Raw genomic sequence first — 20,954 nt, forward strand, 5'->3', positions numbered from 1 at the left:
AAGACGCGCTAGTCTTCAGGCTGATCCTGCCCCAGCACGTGCGACATCGCCAACGGCGGCTGGTCTTCGCCGCGACTCAGCCAGGCCTCGTCGCCATGCCAACCGTAAAGCTGCCAGCCGCGCAACCGGTACAGCTTGCCGTGGAGGCGATCGTACAGCACCACGCCGCGCCATGCCGTCATCGGCCAGACCAGCCAATGCCGCCCTGGCGCCATGGCGACCTGCGGCTCGATATGGTCGACGCGTATTCCACCATCCATCGCGCAGCTGTTTGCATGCAGCATGGACATGCCATCCGGCGCATTTGCCGATCCGTCCAGCACGATCCAATGCGGCACCTGCAATTCGATCAGCATATCTGCAGGGCCGATCGGCGCAAGCGCCAGTTCGCTCCACTCCGGCGACGCGGCTGCCACAGCGGCATTTCGCTGCGGCTTGCGATCTTGCCAAGACTCCAGCAGTACCAACAGCGAGAAGCCTGCCAGCGCGGCCAGCATCGCCAAGGTAAGGCCGAGCGCGCGATGGTCAAACGCGATGTCGAACGCGAGGTAGCTAGCAACCAGCAGGCCAGCCAAGCCCCAGCGCAAGGCGCGCCGAAACATGCCGCTGTAGCGCTGTAAGCGAGGCAATTGCGCAACCTGGATGGCTGCGAGCGCCAGCAACAAAGGCAAGCCTACCCACCACGGCAGGCACGCAAGCAACAGCATCCATGCGATGACCAGCAGCCAGGCCGGCCACCGACCGGATAGCGCGGCTGCTCTCAGCCGCACCACACCCTTGCGTTGCGGAACATACGCATCCACGGCGAATCCTCGCCCCAGGAATCCGGATGCCAGCTCATCTGCACGGTGCGGAACACGCGCTCCGGATGCGGCATCAGGATCGTTACGCGCCCATCCGCCGCGGTGAAACCGGCGAGACCTCCGGGTGAGCCGTTGGGATTGAGCGGATAGTGCTCGGTGGGCTTGCCGCGATTGTCCACATAGCGCAAGGCCGAACCCGACTTGGACGGGCTGCACGACTGCGGGAAGCTAACGCGCCCTTCGCCGTGCGCGAGCGCCACGGGAATACGCGAACCGGTCATGCCCTTGAAGAAGATGCTGGGCGAATCCAGCACTTCCAGTGTCACTAGACGCGCTTCGTATTGCTCGGAGGTGTTGCGCAGGAATTTCGGCCAATGCTGCGCGCCGGGGATGATGTCCTTCAGCTGGCTCATCATCTGGCAGCCATTGCACACGCCCAGCGCGAACTTGGTGGTGTCGGCAAAGAAAGCAGTGAATTGGGCGCGTAGCGCATCGTTATACAGAATCGACGCAGCCCAGCCGCGGCCCGCACCGAGCACGTCGCCGAAGGAGAACCCACCGCACGCTGCGAAGCCGCGGAAATCACCGAGCTTGATGCGGCCGCTTACGAGATCGGACATGTGCACGTCCACCGCTTCGAAGCCTGCACGCGTGAATGCCGCCGCCATTTCCACCTGGCCGTTTACGCCCTGCTCGCGCAGGATCGCGACACGCGGGCGTACCGACTGCCCGATGTATGGCGCGGCAATATCTTCAACCGTATCGAAGGTGAGCTTGGGGGTGATGCCTGCATCGGCATCGTCGATGCGCCATTCCAGCTCCGCATCCGCACCGACCGGATTGTCGCGCAGGCGCTGCATGGCATGACTGGTTTCGTTCCAGGCCTTGAACAGCTGCGTCCAGTTCCACTTGAACAGCGTGTCGCCATTGTGGAACAACTTGATGCCGAGCTTTTCCTTGGGACGTCCGATGCGCGCGCTCAAGCCGGCGAGCTCGTACTTGATCAGCAACGATTCGAATGCTTCGCGATTGGCCGTGGCCACTTGCAGCACTGCGCCGAGTTCTTCATTGAACAGCGCGCGCAGCGTGGCTTCGGCCCAGCCGTCGAGCGTAATCTCCAGCCCGCAATGACCGGCGAAGGCCATTTCCAGCAAAGTGACGATCACACCGCCGTCGGAACGATCGTGATAAGCCAGCACCATGCCCGCGCGGTTTGCTTCCTGCACCAGATCGAATAGTGCTTTCAGGCGCTTGGCGTCATCCAGATTGGGCGGCACGCTGCCGCCGCGGTTGAACACTTGCGTCAGCGCCGAACCGCCCAGACGCGCGCGGCCCGCACCGAGATCGATCAGCCACAGATCGGAATCCCCGCGATCGAGTCGCAATTGCGGCGTGAGCGTGCGGCGGACGTCGCTGACGCGCGCGAAACCGGTGATCACCAGCGACACCGGCGCTACCGTGCGTTGCGGCGTATCGCCGTCCTGCCATACGGTCTGCATGGAGAGCGAATCCTTGCCGACCGGGATGGAGATCTCCAATTCCGGGCACAGCTCCATGCCGACCGCTTTTACCGCGTCGAACAGGGCCGCGTCTTCACCAGGATGATTCACGGCCGCCATCCAGTTGGCGGAAAGGCGCAATTCACCCAGCGACTCGATCGGCGCCGCGGCCAGATTGGTAATGGCCTCGCCGACCGCCAGGCGCGCCGCGTCCGCGCTGTTGAGCAGCGCTACCGGCGCACGCTCAGCCATCGCCATTGCTTCGCCCTGGTAGCCTTCGAAATCCACCAGCGTCACCGCGCAATCGGCCACCGGCACCTGCCACGGACCGACCATCGGATCGCGCGCGCACAGGCCGCCGACCGTGCGATCGCCGATGGTGATGAGGAAGCTCTTGCTGCCCACGGTCGGCAGACGCAACACACGCATCAGCGCTTCGTCCATGCCGATGCCGCTCAAGTCCGGAATCAGGTCGATGCGCGGCTTGATGTGCTTGGTATCGCGATGCATGCGTGGCGGCTTGCCGAACAGCACGTCCATCGGCAAATCGATCACGGCGAGATTGCGGCGTGGATCGGTGACGCGCAGCACGCGTTCTTGCGTGGCGGTGCCGACCACTGCATACGGGCAGCGTTCGCGCGCACAGTACGCTTCGAATTGCGGCAGATCTTCCTGCGCAATGCCGAGCACGTAGCGTTCCTGCGATTCGTTGCTCCACACCTGCATCGGCGACAGCGAAGGATCGTCGCACGGTACTTTCGACAGATCGATCTCGCCACCCACGCCCGCATCGTTGAGCAATTCGGGAATGGCGTTGGACAAGCCGCCCGCACCCACGTCGTGAACGCTGACGATGGGATTGTGTTCGCCGAGCGACCAGCAGGCATCGATCACCTGCTGGCAGCGCCGTTCCATCTCCGCGTTGTCGCGCTGCACGGAGGCAAAGTCGAGTTCCGCGCTGGATGCGCCGGATGCCATCGACGAGGCCGCACCGCCGCCCAGGCCAATCAGCATGGCTGGGCCGCCGAGCACGATGACCGCGTGGCCCGGCTGAAGCTCGCGCTTCTGCACGTGATCGTTGCGGATGTTGGCGATACCGCCAGCGATCATGATCGGCTTGTCGTAACCGCGACGCACGCCGGCTTCGCCAGTTTCGTGCTCGTAGGTGCGGAAATAGCCACCCAGGCATGGACGTCCGAATTCGTTGTTGAACGCGGCAGCGCCAAGCGGGCCGTCGCGCATGATCTCGAACGCGCTGGCCATGCGCGGCGGCAGCGGGCGTTCCACTTCCCACGGTTGCGGGTGGCCGGGAATGCGCAGATCGGACACGGAGAAACCGGTAAGACCTGCCTTGGGCTTGGCACCGCGGCCGGTGGCGCCTTCGTCGCGGATTTCGCCACCCGCGCCGGTGGCCGCGCCGGGCCACGGTGCAATCGCGGTGGGATGATTGTGCGTTTCCACCTTGATCGCGTATTCGATGCGTTCTTCGTTTTTGCGCCAGATACCGTCGTCGCCGCAGACGAAGCGTTGACCAACGTGACCTTCGATCACCGCCGCGTTGTCCTTGTAGGCGGAAAGCGTGTACGCAGGCGAGTGCTGGTGCGTGTTCTTGATCATCGCGAACAGGCTTTTCTCCTGCGCTTCGCCATCCAGTGTCCAACTGGCGTTGAACACTTTGTGGCGACAATGCTCGGAGTTCGCCTGCGCGAACATGAAGAGTTCGGCGTCAGTGGGATCGCGGCCCAGTTCGGCGTAGCGCTCGGCGAGGTAATCAATCTCGTCATCCGCTAGCGCGAGGCCCAACTCGGTATTCGCCTTGGCCAGCGCGGCGCGCGGATCGGAACCGAGCTTGATGTACACCAGATCGCCAGGCTGGCCGGCGAGGAATAAACCCTGAGCCTGCTCGATGTGAGTAAGCACCGACTGCGTCATCGCATCGTGCAGCACCGCGAGCAGGTCGCGATAGCTGGCGTTGTCGATCGCTGGCAGGCCGCTTACCTGGTAGGCCGTGCCACGCTCGACGCGGCGCACGTCGAAACCGCAGTCATGCAGGATGTCCGTGGCTTTGCTCGACCAGGGCGAAATCGTGCCCAGGCGTGGCACCACCCACAGCGATGCCGTGTCCGGTTTGCTGTCCTTGGCTTCCAGCGCTTCCAACAGGCGCTTGCGCTGCTCGCCCTCTGGTTCGGCAGCAGCGTCGATGAAGTAGACAAACCAGCACGCCTGCACCCGGGCACCACGATGCAGGGCATCCAGGCGGGCGTTAAGACGTTCCAGACGAAAAGCCGAGAGGGCGCTCTGCCCGTCGAGTGCGATCATTGCGGGGGAAAAGGCGCTAAGCAGTGGAGCGGCTTATTGTACCTGAGCAGCGCGTGCGCCGCCCCTCTCCTTCGGAAGCGGGCTTTGCCGTATCACTGATTCACGGCTCATCCCGCACCCGCATGAACCGCGCAAACCGCGGCTTGCCGCCAGACGTGATGCCCTGATACCGATAAGTCACCAGGCTGCCCATCGGCGGCGGCTTACGGCGCTGCTCGTCGGTAAAACCCGTGCCGATGCGAAAGCGCGTGCCATCCGGCGCTTCCACCAGCAGCGAGCCCATCATGCCGGCGTACTTGCCCTTACCGGGCACATAGTCGACCACCCGGGCTTCGGCGTCGTCGAACGGCTTGAATTTCAGCAGATCATCGGAGCGGCCCGCGCGATACAGCGAAGCGCCTCGATGCAGCACCAGCCCTTCAGCACCGCTCTGCACGACTTCATCGAGCTTTCGCTTCAGGGCCTTCTCATCGGCCACTTTGAACTGCGACACCGCCTGCACCCAGGGCTGGTCGATTTGCGCAACCAGTTGCTGCAATGCCGGGATGCGTTGATCGAACGTGCCCGCGTGTCCGGGCAGGTCGAACACCATGTAGCGGATGTGGCGCCATGCTTCGTCGTCGGGAGTCAGCTGGCGGATGGTGGCCGATGCCTGCTCGAATTGGCCGCGCCCGGCCCATAGCTCGCCATCCATAGGTGTTTTCGGCAAGTGCGCGGTGAACCATGCCGGCGCATAGATGATCGCGCCGCTACGCGCGCGCAGCTTTTCGCCATCCCAATAGCCGCGCACACCGTCGTATTTCTCGCTCACCCAATAGTCGCCGAGCGCGATGCCCGAGTGATACACGTTCGCCAGCATGACTGGCGATGGCGTGAGCGGCGCCGGATAAGCCGGTCGGGCCATGACGAGCCCGAGCAGAACGATCAAGCACGGCAGGATTCGCAGCAATGCTTTGCGCATGAAACATCCTTGTAAAAGAAACTGTCTCCGTTGCCATCACGGAAACACGATCGGCACGCAGCCGATCTGTGTCATCCATGCATCAACCGCCCTTCGCGGAATGCTCCTGTACCGCCTGCAGCATCTGCGCGGGCGTGAGGTAGCCGCCGATCAGGGTGCCGTCTTCGGCGTATACGGCCGGGGTGCCGGTCACGCCGAGTCGCAGCCCGAGGTCAAACTGATCCTTGACGGGATTCTTGCAGTCGGCGGATTTCGGGTCATGGCCCTTCTTGGCCTGGGTAAAGGCATCGTTGCGATCGGCTGCGCACCAGATCGACACCATTTCCTTGTATGTGGCGGTCAGCTGGCCATCATCCCCGGTGACGCCTGAGCGTGGCCACGCCAGGTACTGCACGGCGATGCCTTCGTTGTTGATGGCCTTGATCTCTTCGTGCAGCACACGGCAATACGGACAAGTTACGTCCGTGAACACAGTCACCGTGTACTTGGGGTGTTCGGGCGCGAACACGATGCGATCGGACACGGGTATCTTGGCCAGCTCCGTCTTGCGGTAAGCCCCCCAGGCATCGTCGGTGAGGCTGGAGCCCTTGGTGGCATCGATCACCTCGCCATTGATCACGTACTTGCCGTCGCCGCTGATGTAGACCAGATGTCCGGAGGCAATCACCTGATAGAAGCCCGGCAGCGGCGACGGCGTGATCTGGTCGATCTTCGCCTTGGGCACGAGCTTGAGCAGCGTCTGCCGCACCACGGCTTCAGGTGTGTTCGCGACCGGCGGCGTCGACACGGTGGCCTGAGCCAGCGCCACGCCTGCTTGCATCGCCAGCACGCTCGCGCAGAGCATCAGCCAGAACTTCTTGGACATACAACCTCTTTGCCGTGCGGGCGATAGGAGCGAAATAGGCTGAGTATCGCATATCGGCCTGCACGACCCTCTGTAGGCATGCGCCGATATGCGATGCGACACACATGCTGCTAGCCGCGCGGATGATGCTGCGCATGCAAGCGCTTGAGCCCTTCCTTGGCGACCAGTGTGTAGATCTGCGTGGTGCTCAGTGCGCTGTGGCCCAGCAGCATCTGCAAAGCGCGCAGATCCGCCCCATGATTCAACAGATGCGTTGCGAACGAATGACGTAGCACGTGCGGCGAAATGCGCTTGCTGTTGATACCCACGGAAACGCCGTGACGTTTCACCAGCGTCCAGAACATCTGCCGCGTCATACCCTCGCCACGATTGCTCAGGAACAGCGCGGGCGGCTGTCTGCCCTTGGCGAGCACCGGACGGGCCTGCACGAGATAAGCCTGAATGTATTCCAGCGCCACTTCGCCCACCGGTACCAGCCGATCCTTGCCGCCTTTGCCGGTAACACGCAGCACGCCCTGGCGGGTGTTCAACGCGGCCAATGGCAGTTCTACCAGTTCGGAAACGCGCAAGCCCGCGGCGTACATCAGCTCCAGCATGGCGCGATCGCGCAGGCCCAGCGTGGTGGACACATCGGGCGCATGCAGCAAGCCTTCCACTTCGCGTTCGGCCAGCGCCTTGGGCAAGCTGCGTGGGGTCTTGGGGCGTTCGATCAGCAGCGTGGGATCGTCGAAGCCCGGTTCGTTGCGCACTATCGACGCGTAGAAACGGCGGAACGCCGACTGGCGGCGCGCCATCGAACGCACGGCGACCGGTTGCGATCCGTGGAAAGCCGACAGGTCTTCGCGCCGCGCCGTGCGCAGGCTTCGTCCCCGCGCAACCAACCAGCGCGCGAGCGTTTCCAGATCTTGCCGATAGGCTTGAAGCGTGCGTTCGGCCAGTCCGTCCTCCGACCACACGCGCTCGAGGAAGGCGGCGATGTCCTGTTCGTCGACTTCGGAAACGACCGCAGGCTCTTTACTCGTGTTCTGTTTCATGCGCACGATGCTGGGTGTTACTTGCATGTTGTGCAAGCGCTAGGCTTTTCATGACGCAAACAATCGATATTCATGCAACCTGTCCACTCTGGCGCCGCCTGCTCGCGCTGCTCTACGACTTGGTCGCGGTGCTGGCCATCGTGATGGTGGTAGGACTGCTTTGCCAATTGGCTACACACGGCGAGCTGATCACCGCCGGCAAGCAGGTGCATATCGCGTGGTGGTATCAGCCGCTGCAGGGGCTGGTGGTGGCGGCTTATTTCCTGGCCTCCTGGCTGCGCGGCGGCCAGACGCTAGGCATGCGGCCATGGCGCATCCGCGTGGCAGCCAACGGTGGTGCGCGGTTGACCGCGGGACAGGCACTGCTCCGCCTGGTCGTGGCTGCCCTGCCCTTGCTGCTGCTGTTGCTGGCGCCTGTGCTGGGCCTGCGCGTGGCGCTGTGGGCCGTGGCGATTGGCTGGGTCGTTTGGTTCGGCGTCGCCCTGTTCGATCCTCGTCGACGCGCCGTGCACGATCTGGCTGCCGGATCGGACGTACGGCGGATGTCCTGAAATTTACCGTCGCCCGTTCGGCTGAGACAAACGCATTCAGTCAGAATTCGTAACTTGCTGATAGTTTAGGAAAAATACGACGTGACGCAATGCAACATCGCCACGCATTACCGGCTATGATATGACTTTAGCCCTTGGTTCCGTTCCCATGCTTTATCAGCTCCACGAATGGCAACGCGCCTTCCTCGGCCCCTTGAGTCACTACGCCGAAGCCAGCGCCCGCATGCTCACCGATCCAAGCAGCCCCCTGGCTCAGATGCCGGGCGCGCAGCGCATGGCGGCGGGCTATGAGCTAATCCACCGTCTGGGCAAGGATTACGAAAAGCCGGCGTTCGACATCCACAGCATCACCAATCCGCAGGGCAACCAGATCGCCATCATCGAGCGTATCGATCTGGAAACGCCGTTCTGCCAGCTGCGTCGCTTCAAGCGCTTCAGCGACGATCCGGAAACCATCGAGAAGATGAAGTCCGAGCCGGTAGTGCTGGTGGTGGCGCCGTTGTCCGGCCATCACTCCACGCTGCTACGCGACACCGTGCGCGCGCTGCTGCTCGACCACAAGGTGTACATCACCGACTGGATCGATGCGCGCATGGTTCCTGCATCGGCCGGTCCGTTCCATCTGGACGACTACGTCGCGACCATCGAGCAATTCATCCGCCACATCGGCGCCGAATCGCTACACGTGATTTCGGTGTGCCAGCCCACCGTGCCCGTACTGGCCGCGATTTCGCTGATGGCCGCGCGCGGTGAAGCCACGCCGCGCAGCATGACGATGATGGGCGGCCCGATCGACCCACGCCGCAGCCCCACCAGCGTCAACAATCTGGCCACCCAGCAACCGCTGAGCTGGTTCCAGGGCAACGTGATCCACACCGTGCCGGTGAATTACCCCGGCCATGGTCGCGAGGTGTACCCGGGCTTCCTGCAGCACGCCGGATTCGTGGCGATGAACCCGGGCCGTCACTTGAGTTCACACTGGGATTTTTATCTAAACCTTTTGCGCGGTGACCTGGACGACGCCCAGTCGCATCGCAAGTTCTACGACGAATACAACGCCGTGCTGGACATGCCGGCGGAGTATTACCTGGACACCATCAGCACCGTGTTCCAGCAGTTCCTGCTGCCGCGCGGCTTGTGGGACGTGCACGGCGAGCGCGTGGACCCGGCCGCGATCAAGCGCACCAGCCTGCTCACCATCGAGGGCGAGCTGGACGATATTTCCGGCATCGGCCAGACCGAAGCGGCGCACGACCTATGTACCGGCATTCCGGCTTCACGTCGCGCGCACCGAGTGATCCAAGGTGCTGGCCATTACGGCATCTTCAGCGGTCGCCGCTGGCGTGAAACGGTATATCCGCAGATTCGCGATTTCATTCGTCGGTCGGATCTGGCGCTCGTCTCGACCAAGCGAGCCTGATGTTTTTTCTCCTTCTCCCCAAAGGGGGAGAAGGAGTTAGTGGCTCGCAAAGAATGACTTGAACGCTTCGATCACGCGTTCGACGCCTGCATCATCGACATCCAAATGCGTCACAAGCCGCAGCGTTGGCAGATAGCCGATGCTGATGCGTATGGAAGCCGCACGCAGATGCGCATCCAGCTCCTTCAATCGCTCGGCCGGTACGTCGATGAACACCATGTTGGTGTGATGACCGAGCAGCTTGACGCCAGAAATCTCACGCAAGCCATTGGCAAGCCGCGCTGCGCGCGCATGATCATCCGCCAGGCGCGCCACATGATGATCCAGCGCATACAAGCATGCCGCCGCCAATATGCCGGCCTGGCGCCAGCTGCCGCCGGTCACCTTGCGCCAGCGCCGCGCCTTGTCGATCAGCGCCGTGGAACCGACCAGCACAGAGCCCACCGGCGCGCCCAGCCCCTTCGACAAACAGATCGATACGCTATCGAAATGCTGCGCGATGTCACGTGCCGGTACGCCGCAAGCGACGGCTGCGTTGTAGAGCCGCGCGCCATCAAGATGCAATGCAAGCCCGCGTTCGCGCGTAAAGGCGTGAGCGGCGCGCAGATAGTTCAGCGGCAATACGCGACCGTGCCAGGTGTTTTCCAGCGCCAGCAAGCGCGTGCGAGCAAAATGCGGATCGATCGGCTTGATGGCCGCCGCCACTTTGTCTAGCGGCAACGTACCGTCCACATCGTGCGGAAGCGGCTGCGGCTGGATCGAACCCAGCACCGCCGCGCCACCACCTTCGAACTTGTACGTATGCGCATCGGCGCCGACGATGTATTCGTCGCCGCGTTCGCAATGCGACATCAAGGCCACCAGGTTCGACTGTGTGCCGGACGGCACGAAAAGCCCCGCCTCGAAACCTAAATCACTGGCAAGACGCTGCTGCAGCGCGTTGACAGTAGGATCCTCACCGTAGACGTCGTCGCCGACTTCGGCATCGAGCATGGCCTCGCGCATCGCGCGTGTCGGCTTGGTGACGGTGTCGCTGCGTAGGTCGACCCAGTCCATGACGTTCCTCATTGATGGATGGAGGGATAAAGGACTTTGCCGGGTGCGGTGGCTGCCGGCAAGTAGGACTTGAGGCAGGGTGCCGTACGACATCTCGGACCTAGATGGAACGACTTATCGCCTCTCGCCATAACGCAGGCGGCAAGATCGCAAACAAGCCATCCCGCTTCGCGCGCCGCGCGAGCCGTAACAATGCTTCATCACGCGTCAGCAAAGCACCTGCCCTTGCCTGATACGCCAGCTCCAGAAATTTCTGATCGTCGCGATCGCGGCACCGCGGCAGCACGACGTCATCGTGCTCGGTCAATTCCACGCAATGCACATGCGCATCGAACATGGCGATCGCTTGCGCGCACCGCTGCTCGCTCAGTTTGAGCTGAGGATAGGCCAGCACGGCCAGCCATTCGGCGCGGCAATCCTCGCGCGTAATCAGCTCGATCTCACCGGCGCGCACGGCCGCGAGAAGCGATGCACCGTTCGGATCGTCGAATACGAACAAATCCAGGCAGACGTTGGTATCCGGTACGACGCGCAGCGGCGCGCCGCTACGCATGCTTGCGGAAGTAGAAGAACGCGATGAACACCATCAACAGTGCAGGCAACACGTTCGCGGCCAGCGGCGGAATGCCGTACACCGTGCCGAAGCTCACAATGGCCTTCTGCACAAAATACCAGCTGATCGCGATGATCATGCCCATGAAGATGCGCTTGCCCAAACCACCCGAACGCAGTGCGCCGAAGGCGAACGGCATGGTGCATAACACCAGCACCAGCACGTTGAGCGGATACATCACGCGGCCCCAGAACGGCGTTTCGTAGGGACGCGTGTTCTCGCCGTTCTTATGCTTGTACGCGATGATGTGTTGCAGATCGCGCATGGCCAGGTATTGCGGCTGCACCAGCGATTGCTGCAGTACTTCCGGATCGAGCTTGGAATCCCAGCGTTCATTGGCGGAGGTGCTGCTGTGCACACCGTTGTTGTCCAGCGTGGTGGTACGCACGTGGTCGAGCACCCATTCCTTGCCGACCTGTTCGGCCGTATTGGCTTGGTCGAAGCGGCTCAACTGCTGGCCGTCCGGCGTGAGCGTGAACACGCGCACATCGCTCAACTGCACGAAGGCGTGCTCGTCCGCAGTGCGTAGTGCGCTGCTCTTGGCGTTGATGATGCGATCGCCGTCGCGCGCCCACAGGCCGCTGCTGGTCATCCCGAGATTGCCGCCGGAGCGCAGGCGCAGTTGCAGGGCCTGCGCCTGCTGGTCACCCCAGGGGCCGACGGTTTCACCCATGACGACCACACCCGCCACCAACACCGCCACGATGCCCATCGCCGACACAGCGATGCGCAGGCGCGACATGCCCGCCGCGCGCAAGGCGGTCAACTCGCCGGTGGCAGCCAGGCCACCCAGGCCCATCAAGCCGCCGATCAGTGCCGAAAAACCGAACATCTCGTACATGCGGCGCGGAATCGTCACCACGATGTAGAAGATTGCATTACTCAACGTATAACCGTTGCGGCCGATGAAGCCGAGCTGGCGTACGAACTGGATCATCGCATCCAGGCCCACCAGCACCAGCCACACCATCAGCATCGAACCGAGCACGGTGACGCCGATCAGCCAATCCACGCGTTTGATGCGCAAGCTCGCCATCAGGCCCTCGCCTTGCGCGGCGACCGCGCTGCGTATTGGTTGCGGAAACTCCAGGCGGCAATCGCGAACAGCGCCAGGCTGAGCAACCACATCGGCGTGGGGTGATGCCAATGGCCCTTGGCGAGCTGGCCGCGGCATAGGGCCAACAGGTTGTAGTACAGGAAGAAGCCGAGCACGGCGATCAGCATGCGTCCATAACGTGGTTCGCGCGGGGTTTGCCGCGACAGAGGCATCGCCAGCATCAACAGCGCCAACGTCATCAGCGGCACCACCGTGCGCCACGCGAATTCGGCGCGCGCATCGGGCGTAGGGTTGCGCATCAGCTCGAGCATGTCGAGGTTGTGGATGGGATCTTCTTCGTCGTCAGATTGGATCGACGAGAGCGCACTATCATTGCGCTCGTACTGCATGCGCCGCCAGTTGTCGGCGCCGAGCGGAATCTCGTACTGCCAACCGTCGTACAGCGCCAGATAGCGATTGCTGCTGTCGCTGTTGGAATAGAGGTCGCCGTGCTGGCCGGTAACCATCTTCATCACCAGGCTGCCGTCCTTGTTGGTACGCTCGGCGGCGATGAAGGTGCGGCCGAGCTTCTGCCCATCGCGGCTGAGCGAATCGACCAGGATGATGCCGCCCTTGCCCGGCAGTTCGGTAAAGCGGCCGGCATCAAGGCCGGCGGCAATGATGGAGCGGTTGGCCGCCTGCACCAGGTTGTCGGAGGTGCGCGCGGCCATCGGCCCCAGCCACATCGACACTGCACTCACCAGGCCGACCATGACAATCGCGACGATCGCCATCGGCTTCAGCAGTCCGCCCATGCCCATGCCCGAGGAAGCGAGCACGTGCATCTCGCTTTCGCGGTACATGCGCCCGAAGCTCTGCAACACACCCAGGAAGCCCGCCAACGGCAGCATGCTGGACATGGTGTCGACCATGTTCAGCCCCAGCACCTGGAACATCACGCTGGCGGGGAAGCTGCCCTTCGCCACCTGCTCGAGCACGTGCGCGAAGGTGGTGCCGGCCATGATCACCAGCAGCACGATCACGGTGGCGCCGATGGTCTGGCCCAGCTCACGCAGGAAATACCGGTCTAGGATGCTCAGCATGCGATAGAATTACGGGTTCCATGCCTCACCAGCCTTGGGAGGCAAACCCGTAGTCTAGCCGGTTAGATGCATGCCGGTCTCCCCGCAGGAACTTGACGATGACGTTGCAATTCAGCCTCGCCTCCAACGCCCCAGAAACCGTCGACACCCCGTGCGTGGTGGTCGGCGTCTACGAAAACGGCCTGCTCACCAGTGCTGCGGCCCGGGTGGACAGTGCCGCCGGCGGTGCTATCAAGCGCCAGGTGGAAAGCGGCGACATCACTGGCAAGGCTGGCAGCACCACCGTGCTGTTCGCACCGGAAGGCGTGCAGGCCAAGCGCGTGCTGGTCGTGGGCCTTGGTACGCAAAAGACCTTCGACGGCGCGCGCTTCCAGAAGGTGAACGTGGAAGCCGCACGCGCGCTCACCCGTCTGCCAATCGACAGCGCTGCCTCGTTCCTGACTGAAGCGGACGTGCCCGGGCGTGATGCAGCATGGCGTGTGCGCACCGCCGCGATCGCCGCCGACCATGCTGCCTATCGCTACACCGCCACCTTCAAGCCGCGCGAAAAAAGCAGCCAGCCGGAACTGCGCGGCATTGCCTTCGCCGCCGACGAACAGGCGCAGCACGGGCTCGACCAGGCCACCGCGATCGCCGAAGGCGTGCGCTTCGCGCGCGATCTCGCCAATCTGCCGCCGAACATCTGCAACCCGGCCTACATCGCCGACCAGGCGGTGAAGTTCGCCGAAGCGCATGCGGATAAACAGGTGAGCTGCAAAGTGCTCGATCACGAGGAAATGGAACGGCTCGGCTTCGGCTCGCTGTTGGCCGTCGGCCGCGGCTCGGCCAACAAGCCCAAGCTGATCGTGCTCGAATACAAAGGCGGCGCCGCGGACGAGAAGCCCTATGCGCTCGTCGGCAAGGGCATCACTTTCGACACCGGCGGCATCAGCCTCAAGCCCGGTCCGGGCATGGAAGAAATGAAGTTCGACATGGGCGGCGCGGCCGGCGTGCTCGGCGCATTCGTGTCGGCCGTGACGTTGAATCTCAAGATCAATCTTGTCTGCGTAGTGCCGGCGGTGGAAAACATGCCCGACGGCGACAGCTATCGTCCCAGCGACGTGCTCACCAGCCTGTCCGGCCTCACCATCGAAGTGCTCAACACTGATGCCGAAGGCCGTCTGATCCTGTGCGACGCCCTTACCTACACCGCGCAGACCTTCCATCCCAAGGTGTTGATCGATGCCGCCACGCTGACTGGCGCCTGCGTTATCGCGCTGGGCAAGCACGCCAGCGGCCTGATGAGCCGGCACGATGACCTGGCCGACGAACTGTTACATGCCGGCGAGCACACGCTCGATCGCGCATGGCGTCTGCCGCTGTGGGACGACTACCACGCCCAGCTCGAATCCGGCTTTGCGGACGTGGCCAACATCGGCGGCAAGAACGCGGGCGCGATTACCGCCGGCTGCTTCCTTTCGCGCTTCACCGAAGGCCAGCGTTGGGCGCATCTGGATATCGCCGGCACCGCGTGGGACGAAGGCCGCAAGGGCCTCGCCACCGGCCGACCGGTGCCGCTGCTCGCGCAGTGGCTCATTGATCGCGCCGGCTGATCAAGATCGGGAACGGGCATTACGCATACCCGTTCCCGCCCTTCCCTTCTCGCGTCGACTACCATGCCTCGCGCCGACTTCTACCTCATCGCCAAACCTCGCTTCAGCGAGCAGCCGCTGCTGCTGGTGTGCGAACTGGCGCGCAAGGCCTTTGCCGCGCAGCAGTCCACGCTCATTCTCACCCGCGATTTCCCGCAGGCGGAGGAACTGGACGAACTGCTGTGGTCATTCGACGAAGACACCTACATTCCACATCAGTTGGCGGGCGACGATGACGACGAAAACACCGCCGTGTTGATCGTGCCGCCTGGCGTCGACATCCCAGCGCGTCCGTTGACCATCAACCTGCGCGAGCAATGCCCGCAGAGCTACGGCGAACGCGTGCTGGAAGTAGTCGCTGCCAATCCCACGGAACGCGAAGGTTCGCGCGTGCGTTGGCGTGAATATCAGCGGCTCGGGTTTGAAGTGAACAAGTTCGATATGTAAGCGCATCGCACCACCATTCCCGCGAATACGGGAAGGTGGCTACGCCGGATTCATTTCTCTCGGCGCCCCAGCCCGCGCCATCAGCGCTTCCTTCAACGCCGCCGCAAGTTGCGCGCCGGTCAGCGGCTTGCGCAAGAACGCATCGATGCCTATCTGGCGCCCACGCACAATTTCTTCTTCGTCGTCGCGCGTGGTCGTCGCGACGATGGGCACATGCCGGCCCGCCACTTCGCCATGGCGGATCAGCTGCGCCACTTGCAGTCCGTCGATGCCGGGCAGATCCAGCTCGAGCAGGATCACGTCGCACGCTTCCACCGTCAGTTCCGCAAGTGCATTCAGACCGTGGCTCGCATGACGCACACGATGGCCTTGATGCTCCAGCATGCCGCGGATGGCGTTCGCGGAGGTGGGATCGCCTTCCACCAGAAGAACATCCAGCGAACGTTCCTGACTGTGGCACTCCGGCACGGTCTGCGCCGTTTCTTGCGCCACCTGCAAAGGCAGCCGCACGCGGAACGTGCTGCCTTTGCCCAGCGCCGACTCCAGCGTCATGTCGCCGCCCATCAGGCCGACCAGTTCATTGCAGATGGACAACCCCAGGCCGCTGCCGATACTGCGCTGCGGGCTTTCTTCCTGCTCGAAGCGATTGAACAGGCGCACGCGACTCGTTTCGGAAATGCCTGGGCCTGTATCGCTCACATCCAGCGACAGGGAACCCTCCACCCAACCCACGTGGATATGGATGCCGCCGCGCTCGGTGAATTTCACTGCGTTGTTGACGAGGTTGAGCAGCACCTGGCGAATGCGCAACGCATCGCCGATCAGCAAGGGCGGCACGTTTTCATCCAGTTGCAATTCCAGTGCAAGCCCCTTCACTTGCGCTCCGCCTTTCTGCAAGCGGACGGCATCCTGCAGCAATGGCCGCAGTTCGAACGGCGCGGGATCCAACACCAGCTTGCCGGCTTCGATGCGCGCCAAATCCAACGCATCGTTCAGCAGTTTGAGCAGTACGTTGCTCGCGCGCTGCACGGATTGGGCGTATTCGCGCTGCGTATCGTTCAAGGGCGTAGCCAGCAACAGCTCGGCCATGCCCATCATGCCGGTCATCGGCGTGCGGATTTCATGACTGAGCGTGGCGAGGAAGCGACTCTTCGCCGCGCTTGCCTGCTCGGCGATCTGATGCCGTTGTTCGTTCAGTTGCATGCGATGTTGATGCGCCATGCGACGGCGCCACGCGAGCAGCACCAAAAACCCGATCGCAACCGTCACGCCCGCATACACCAGCCACGCCCACCAGCGTAGCCACGGCGGCGATTGCACCACGATATGCAGCGACGCGGGCAACTGCACCCATTGGCCTTCCGAACCGCGGGCCATGATGTCCAGCGTGTAATCGCCGCTGCGTAGGCCGGTGAATTCGCGCTCGCCATGATTGTCGCGATCCAGCCAATCGCTATCGAAACCGTTGAGGCGGAATCGATACTGATTGGCGGAAGTGTTGATATAGGAAAACACCCTGGCCTGGATATTCAACCGGCTATCGCGCCAGCTGACCCGAATCGGCTGCGAATTCAACGACAGATGACGCGTCATGCCCTTGCGCTGCACGGTGATCTGCGTCACCGACAAGGTGGGCGCGATGGGTGGGGGATCGAGCTTGTCAGGATCAAACCCAACCACGCCGCCATTCGTCGCCGCATAGAGATACCCATTGGGCAGCAGTGCGTAGCCACGTCCGAACTCGCCATTAGCCAGGCCATGTTGCAGACCGATCTCATGGAGGCTGCCCAGCGTGGGATCAAAGCGCCACAAGCCGTCGATGCTGAATACCCACACGCGTCCCAGGCAGTCGACATCCAGGTCCATCGTGCGTAACGAGGGCCAGCCGTGCTCGGCATCCACCGAGCGATCCTCCACCAGGCGCCGCCCCTGAAGGTGGTAATGCAATAGGCCGTCCTCGGTCGCCAGCCATATGCCCGTGCGATCGAAATCGAAGGCTTGAATGGATTTGCCGGCCGGCACGCCCGGCACCATGACGAAGCGATCTTGCGCGCGATCGAACCACATCAAGCCGCCGTCGCTGGCATACCAGAACGTGCCCTTGTAGAGCGTCATCTGGCTGCCCCACATCACCTTCTCGTTCGGCTTGTCCATCGCCACCGGCGATACGGCCATCGTTTCCGGGTCGATACGGAAAATGCCGTGGCCGAAGGTGCGCGCGTACATCATGCCGTCCACGCCAGGTTCGACTTCCAGCGGACGATCGAGCAGGCTGCGCGTTGGGTCCACCTGATCCAGCCGGTCATGCGCGTAGTCGTAGCGATACAAAGTGCCTTGCGCGGCAATCCACAAGCGCTGGCGATTGTCTTCCGTCATGCCGACCACGTCGCCGCCCAGGCCGTTGAGGATGTGCTCCACCTGACCGGTGACCGGATCGAGCCGGTCGACGCGCCCATCGCGCTGGCCCACCCATACATGCCGGGTATCGCGCCCGCGCGCCATGGTCGTGGCCATCGAATCGCGCAGACTGCCGGGATCATCGGGAATGTGCGTGAAGTGGCTGAAGCTGTTCCAGCCTGGCGCGAGATAGGCCACGCCGCCGTCGAGCATTGTGACCCACAGGCCGCCTTCGCGATCCATCAGCGTTTGGTATACCCAGGTGCCGGGCAGATTGCCCTGCAGCAGCGGCTGGTTGACCAGTCCAATGATCGGCCCGTTCGCGCGTGCCTGCAGATACATGCCGCGCTGCGTGCCGATCCATAGGCGCCCGGCAGCATCACGCGTGCTGGCCATGACGTTGGTCTTGTGCGGAATGACCGGTGCGCCAAACAAGCGCGCCACGCCATCGGCTCCGACAATCAGCAAGCCGCGTTCGGTGGCGATACGTACTTCATCGCCGTTGCCATCGATGCGCCAGGCCTCCATCGATTGATCCGGATCGTCGGGCTTGATGCGAACGAAACTGCCGTCCAGATCGCGACGGAACACACCCCGGTCGGAACCGACCCACAGGCGGCCCTTGGCGTCGACGTACAGCGCGCACACCGTACCGACATCACTGGGATAAAGGCCTATCAGCGGGTTGACCACATGCTCGAAGCCGTGCCCATCCGGCAGCATACGGTCCAGCCCTTCGCCGGTGCCTACCCAGATCGAGCCGTCAGGTGTCTGCGTAACCACCCATACACGATCGCTGGCCAGGCTCTGCGGATTGGCCGGATCGTGACCCCAGTGCGCAAACTTGCGGGTAACAGGGTCATAGCGGTTCAGACCCGCGTCCAGGCCGCCGGCCCAGAGCATGCCCTGCTTGTCGACGATCAACGAGGAAATCTCGTTGTAATAAAGCGAATCCGGGTCGTTCTCGATATGGCGAAACACTTCGAAGTGCACGCCATCGAAACGGGCGATGCCGCCCTTGGTACCGAACCACATCGCGCCATCACGATCTTGTGCCACAGCGTAGACGCCGCTGCTGGGCAGCCCGTCTTGGATGCCATAGCGGCGGAACTGCGGTGTAGGCAACGGAGCGACATCCGGCGCATGGATCGCCGCCGGCGGAACAGGCGCGGTCGCTACGGAGGCCGCTGACATGGGATTGCCAGGCACGAACGTACCCAGCAGGAACCCCAGCCCCAACACGAATACTGCCACTAGTGGGCCCTCAGCCACGTCAGGCGGAGCGAACACCCTACCCGCGCGCTCCACAAGACGAAATCATGCCAAATCCGTCCGCTCGCCGCATCTGCTGCTGTTCCTCGCAGCGCAACAATCCGTTCCTGCGCCCGCGCTGGCAGACCCGCAGCGTTTCCGCCAGACTCGCAGAATGCGACTTCGCCAACTTGCCAAACTGCTGCTGATGTCATGTTTCGGCTATGTGTCGATGCAGCAGGCCGCCTTCGCGGCCGCCAGCGACTATCGCTACGACCCGGTGCATAGCCAGATCGTCTTCAGCATCGATCACGACGGCTTCTCGCGTCCACTGGGACGACTGCATGTCGCCCAGGGCAGGTTGCGTTTCGATCCGGACGACTGGTCCAAATCCGGCACCGAGCTGGATATTGACATGCGCGGCATCGACCTTGGCGATGCCGCGTGGAACGACGCTGCGTGTAAGCCTTCGCTGCTCGATTGCAAGACCTATCCGACCGCGCATTTCATCAGCACGTCGGTGGAGCGCAAGGACGACACGCACGGCGTGCTGCACGGCACGCTCACCCTGCATGGCGTCAGCCAGCCGATCGACATTCCATTTCGCGTCAACCGCATCGGCAAGACGATCTACGGCATGCATACGGTAGCGGGCTTTTCCGCCACCGCCATGCTCGACCGCACCGCATTCGGCATCAACGGCTTTCCCAATGCCGTGGGCCATAGCGTCGCGATCTGGCTGGAACTGGAAGGCATTCGCGAAACTTCGAATAACGACAAGGAGCATTCATGAGTTTGCGTAGTGACGACCACCAGTGGGGTTCGGTCGCCAGGTTTTTCCATTGGATCGTGGCGCTGGGAATCCTCGGCAACGGCATATGGGGTCTGCTGATGACCGACATGGCCCCTTCCATCAGCAAGATCAACATCTATGCGCTGCATAAGTCGATCGGCCTGACCATACTGGCGCTGTTCGCGCTGCGTCTGGCCTGGCGGCTCTATGATCGCGCGCCGCCGGACGAACCGATGCCGCGCTGGCAGCGCATCGTGGCGCACGCCACGCATGTGCTGCTGTACGGATTCATTCTCGCCATGCCGCTAAGCGGCTGGCTGTTCAATTCCTTGCACGGTTATCCGCTGCAATGGTTCAAGCTGTTCAACCTGCCGCCGTTGGCCGCCAAGAACGACGAGCTTTCGCATCTCGCGGGCACGGTGCACGAGTGGCTGTTCTATCTGCTGCTGCTGGTGCTGATCGGACACGTCGGCGCTGCGCTGAAGCATCACTTTTTCGACCAGGACAACGTATTGCGCCGCATGCTGCCATTCGCACGCGCGCGCCAGAACAAGCTTCCCTCAGGAGATCTCTCATGAACATCCGCATGCAGTCCCGCTCGCTCGCCCTGGTGCTTGCTTTGATGGCGCCGTGTATCGCCGGCGCTGCTGATTACGCCGTGCAATCAGGTAGCACGCTAGGCTTCACCAGCAACTTCCAAGGCAGCAATTTCGACGGACATTTCGACAAGTGGACCGCTGCGATCAGCTACGACGCGGCAAAACTGACCGCTTCCAAGTTCGACGTGACGGTCGATCTGTCCAGCGGCAAGACCGGCGACAACGATCGTGACAGCGCGCTTCCCGGCCCGGATTTCTTCAACGTCGCGAAATTCCCGCAGGCGCATTTCGTCACCACCGCCTTCCATCAGCAAGGCAGCCAAGTAGTCGCCGACGGCATGCTGACACTGCGCGGCGTAACCAAGCCGGTGAGCTTGAACGTGGTGTTCAAGCCACAAGGTACCGGCGCCACGCTGGATGTGACCGGCACCGTGAAGCGGTTGGATTTCGGCGTGGGTGGCGGCCAGTACGCGGATACGTCGGTGATCGGACCGGATGTGAAGGTGACGGCACACTTGGTACTCAGCGCGAAATAGTCTCTTCGCGTAGGTTGGGGTGAGCGCGCGCGAACCCCAA

General features: G+C 62.8%; 17 protein-coding genes. 7 read left to right on the forward strand and 10 right to left on the reverse strand.

Annotation, left to right across the window (positions count from 1 at the left end; genetic code table 11):
• Window positions 1-8: 8 nt before the first annotated feature.
• From ISP18_RS13195 to xerD, 5 genes are all read right to left on the reverse strand, one after another.
• Entirely contained in the window at window positions 9-803 is a 795-nt protein-coding gene (locus ISP18_RS13195) for a hypothetical protein (protein WP_380012573.1), read from the reverse strand.
• Window positions 761-4,621 (reverse strand): phosphoribosylformylglycinamidine synthase, encoded by a 3,861-nt coding sequence (purL, locus tag ISP18_RS13200; protein ID WP_380012576.1) that lies wholly within the window; start codon window positions 4,619-4,621, stop codon window positions 761-763. Before purL ends, ISP18_RS13195 begins: the two co-directional genes overlap by 43 nt.
• Window positions 4,622-4,721: 100 nt before the next feature.
• Window positions 4,722-5,582, reverse strand: coding sequence for a DNA ligase (locus tag ISP18_RS13205; protein ID WP_380012578.1), 861 nt, complete (start codon window positions 5,580-5,582; stop codon window positions 4,722-4,724).
• An 82-nt stretch (window positions 5,583-5,664) separates the two neighbouring features.
• Window positions 5,665-6,447, reverse strand: a complete 783-nt coding sequence (locus ISP18_RS13210; RefSeq protein WP_380012581.1) for a thioredoxin fold domain-containing protein — start codon at window positions 6,445-6,447, stop codon at window positions 5,665-5,667.
• A gap of 110 nt (window positions 6,448-6,557) precedes the next feature.
• Window positions 6,558-7,508: a site-specific tyrosine recombinase XerD gene (gene xerD / locus ISP18_RS13215; RefSeq protein ID WP_380012584.1), complete on the reverse strand. Its 951-nt coding sequence runs from the start codon at window positions 7,506-7,508 to the stop codon at window positions 6,558-6,560.
• A gap of 23 nt (window positions 7,509-7,531) precedes the next feature.
• Here xerD and ISP18_RS13220 point away from each other — a divergent pair, with 23 nt between their 5' ends.
• Together ISP18_RS13220 and ISP18_RS13225 are read left to right on the forward strand one after the other, a co-directional pair.
• Complete coding sequence (locus ISP18_RS13220; protein ID WP_380012587.1) at window positions 7,532-8,032, forward strand: RDD family protein; 501 nt, start codon at window positions 7,532-7,534, stop codon at window positions 8,030-8,032.
• Window positions 8,033-8,180: 148 nt separating this feature from the next.
• Window positions 8,181-9,452, forward strand: coding sequence for a polyhydroxyalkanoate depolymerase (locus ISP18_RS13225; RefSeq protein WP_380012590.1), 1,272 nt, complete (start codon window positions 8,181-8,183; stop codon window positions 9,450-9,452).
• Window positions 9,453-9,488: 36 nt separating this feature from the next.
• Here ISP18_RS13225 and ltaE read toward each other — a convergent pair whose 3' ends face one another.
• The 4 genes from ltaE to lptF form a co-directional block, all read right to left on the reverse strand.
• On the reverse strand, window positions 9,489-10,508 hold the full coding sequence (gene ltaE, locus ISP18_RS13230) for a low-specificity L-threonine aldolase (protein ID WP_380012593.1): 1,020 nt from the start codon (window positions 10,506-10,508) through the stop codon (window positions 9,489-9,491).
• 100 nt (window positions 10,509-10,608) lie between these two features.
• Window positions 10,609-11,061, reverse strand: coding sequence for a putative toxin-antitoxin system toxin component, PIN family (locus tag ISP18_RS13235; protein ID WP_380012596.1), 453 nt, complete (start codon window positions 11,059-11,061; stop codon window positions 10,609-10,611).
• The gene (gene lptG, locus ISP18_RS13240; protein WP_380012599.1) at window positions 11,054-12,157 is read right to left on the reverse strand and encodes an LPS export ABC transporter permease LptG; all 1,104 of its coding nucleotides are present in this window, start codon (window positions 12,155-12,157) and stop codon (window positions 11,054-11,056) included. The genes ISP18_RS13235 and lptG overlap by 8 nt, the downstream gene beginning before the upstream one ends.
• Window positions 12,157-13,260, reverse strand: coding sequence for an LPS export ABC transporter permease LptF (lptF, locus tag ISP18_RS13245; protein ID WP_380012602.1), 1,104 nt, complete (start codon window positions 13,258-13,260; stop codon window positions 12,157-12,159). Before lptF ends, lptG begins: the two co-directional genes overlap by 1 nt.
• A 98-nt stretch (window positions 13,261-13,358) precedes the next feature.
• Here lptF and ISP18_RS13250 point away from each other — a divergent pair, with 98 nt between their 5' ends.
• Complete coding sequence (locus ISP18_RS13250) at window positions 13,359-14,852, forward strand: leucyl aminopeptidase (protein WP_380012605.1); 1,494 nt, start codon at window positions 13,359-13,361, stop codon at window positions 14,850-14,852.
• Window positions 14,853-14,915: 63 nt separating this feature from the next.
• A complete protein-coding gene (locus tag ISP18_RS13255) occupies window positions 14,916-15,338 on the forward strand; it encodes a DNA polymerase III subunit chi (RefSeq protein WP_380012608.1) in 423 nt (140 codons plus the stop codon).
• A 39-nt stretch (window positions 15,339-15,377) separates the two neighbouring features.
• On the opposite strand, the gene ISP18_RS13260 is transcribed toward ISP18_RS13255, so the two are convergent.
• Window positions 15,378-18,989 carry a hybrid sensor histidine kinase/response regulator gene (locus ISP18_RS13260; RefSeq protein ID WP_380012611.1) on the reverse strand — a complete coding sequence of 1,204 codons (3,612 nt, stop codon included), beginning with the start codon at window positions 18,987-18,989 and terminating at the stop codon, window positions 15,378-15,380.
• A 172-nt stretch (window positions 18,990-19,161) separates the two neighbouring features.
• Here ISP18_RS13260 and ISP18_RS13265 point away from each other — a divergent pair, with 172 nt between their 5' ends.
• The 3 genes from ISP18_RS13265 to ISP18_RS13275 are packed head-to-tail and all read left to right on the forward strand — an operon-like array spanning window position 19,162 to window position 20,914.
• On the forward strand, window positions 19,162-19,779 hold the full coding sequence (locus tag ISP18_RS13265; protein WP_380012614.1) for a YceI family protein: 618 nt from the start codon (window positions 19,162-19,164) through the stop codon (window positions 19,777-19,779).
• Window positions 19,776-20,357 carry a cytochrome b gene (locus ISP18_RS13270; protein ID WP_380012617.1) on the forward strand — a complete coding sequence of 194 codons (582 nt, stop codon included), beginning with the start codon at window positions 19,776-19,778 and terminating at the stop codon, window positions 20,355-20,357. The genes ISP18_RS13265 and ISP18_RS13270 overlap by 4 nt, the downstream gene beginning before the upstream one ends.
• Window positions 20,354-20,914: a YceI family protein gene (locus ISP18_RS13275; RefSeq protein ID WP_380012620.1), complete on the forward strand. Its 561-nt coding sequence runs from the start codon at window positions 20,354-20,356 to the stop codon at window positions 20,912-20,914. Before ISP18_RS13270 ends, ISP18_RS13275 begins: the two co-directional genes overlap by 4 nt.
• The last annotated feature ends 40 nt before the right edge of the window (window positions 20,915-20,954 follow it).

The organism is Dyella humi (assembly GCF_044904605.1).
In the GTDB taxonomy this organism is placed as follows: Bacteria; Pseudomonadota; Gammaproteobacteria; order Xanthomonadales; family Rhodanobacteraceae; genus Dyella_B; species Dyella_B humi.

Excerpts from the sequence above, each read along its gene's own strand:
- purL (WP_380012576.1), bottom strand. The coding sequence starts at position 4,621 with ATGATCGCACTCGACGGGCAGAGCGCCCTCTCGGCTTTTCGTCTGGAA.
- ISP18_RS13205 (WP_380012578.1), bottom strand. The coding sequence starts at position 5,582 with ATGCGCAAAGCATTGCTGCGAATCCTGCCGTGCTTGATCGTTCTGCTC.
- ISP18_RS13210 (WP_380012581.1), bottom strand. The coding sequence starts at position 6,447 with ATGTCCAAGAAGTTCTGGCTGATGCTCTGCGCGAGCGTGCTGGCGATG.
- xerD (WP_380012584.1), bottom strand. The coding sequence starts at position 7,508 with ATGCAAGTAACACCCAGCATCGTGCGCATGAAACAGAACACGAGTAAA.
- ISP18_RS13220 (WP_380012587.1), top strand. The coding sequence starts at position 7,532 with ATGACGCAAACAATCGATATTCATGCAACCTGTCCACTCTGGCGCCGC.
- ISP18_RS13225 (WP_380012590.1), top strand. The coding sequence starts at position 8,181 with ATGCTTTATCAGCTCCACGAATGGCAACGCGCCTTCCTCGGCCCCTTG.
- ltaE (WP_380012593.1), bottom strand. The coding sequence starts at position 10,508 with ATGGACTGGGTCGACCTACGCAGCGACACCGTCACCAAGCCGACACGC.
- ISP18_RS13235 (WP_380012596.1), bottom strand. The coding sequence starts at position 11,061 with ATGCGTAGCGGCGCGCCGCTGCGCGTCGTACCGGATACCAACGTCTGC.
- lptG (WP_380012599.1), bottom strand. The coding sequence starts at position 12,157 with ATGGCGAGCTTGCGCATCAAACGCGTGGATTGGCTGATCGGCGTCACC.
- lptF (WP_380012602.1), bottom strand. The coding sequence starts at position 13,260 with ATGCTGAGCATCCTAGACCGGTATTTCCTGCGTGAGCTGGGCCAGACC.
- ISP18_RS13250 (WP_380012605.1), top strand. The coding sequence starts at position 13,359 with ATGACGTTGCAATTCAGCCTCGCCTCCAACGCCCCAGAAACCGTCGAC.
- ISP18_RS13255 (WP_380012608.1), top strand. The coding sequence starts at position 14,916 with ATGCCTCGCGCCGACTTCTACCTCATCGCCAAACCTCGCTTCAGCGAG.
- ISP18_RS13265 (WP_380012614.1), top strand. The coding sequence starts at position 19,162 with ATGCGACTTCGCCAACTTGCCAAACTGCTGCTGATGTCATGTTTCGGC.
- ISP18_RS13270 (WP_380012617.1), top strand. The coding sequence starts at position 19,776 with ATGAGTTTGCGTAGTGACGACCACCAGTGGGGTTCGGTCGCCAGGTTT.
- ISP18_RS13275 (WP_380012620.1), top strand. The coding sequence starts at position 20,354 with ATGAACATCCGCATGCAGTCCCGCTCGCTCGCCCTGGTGCTTGCTTTG.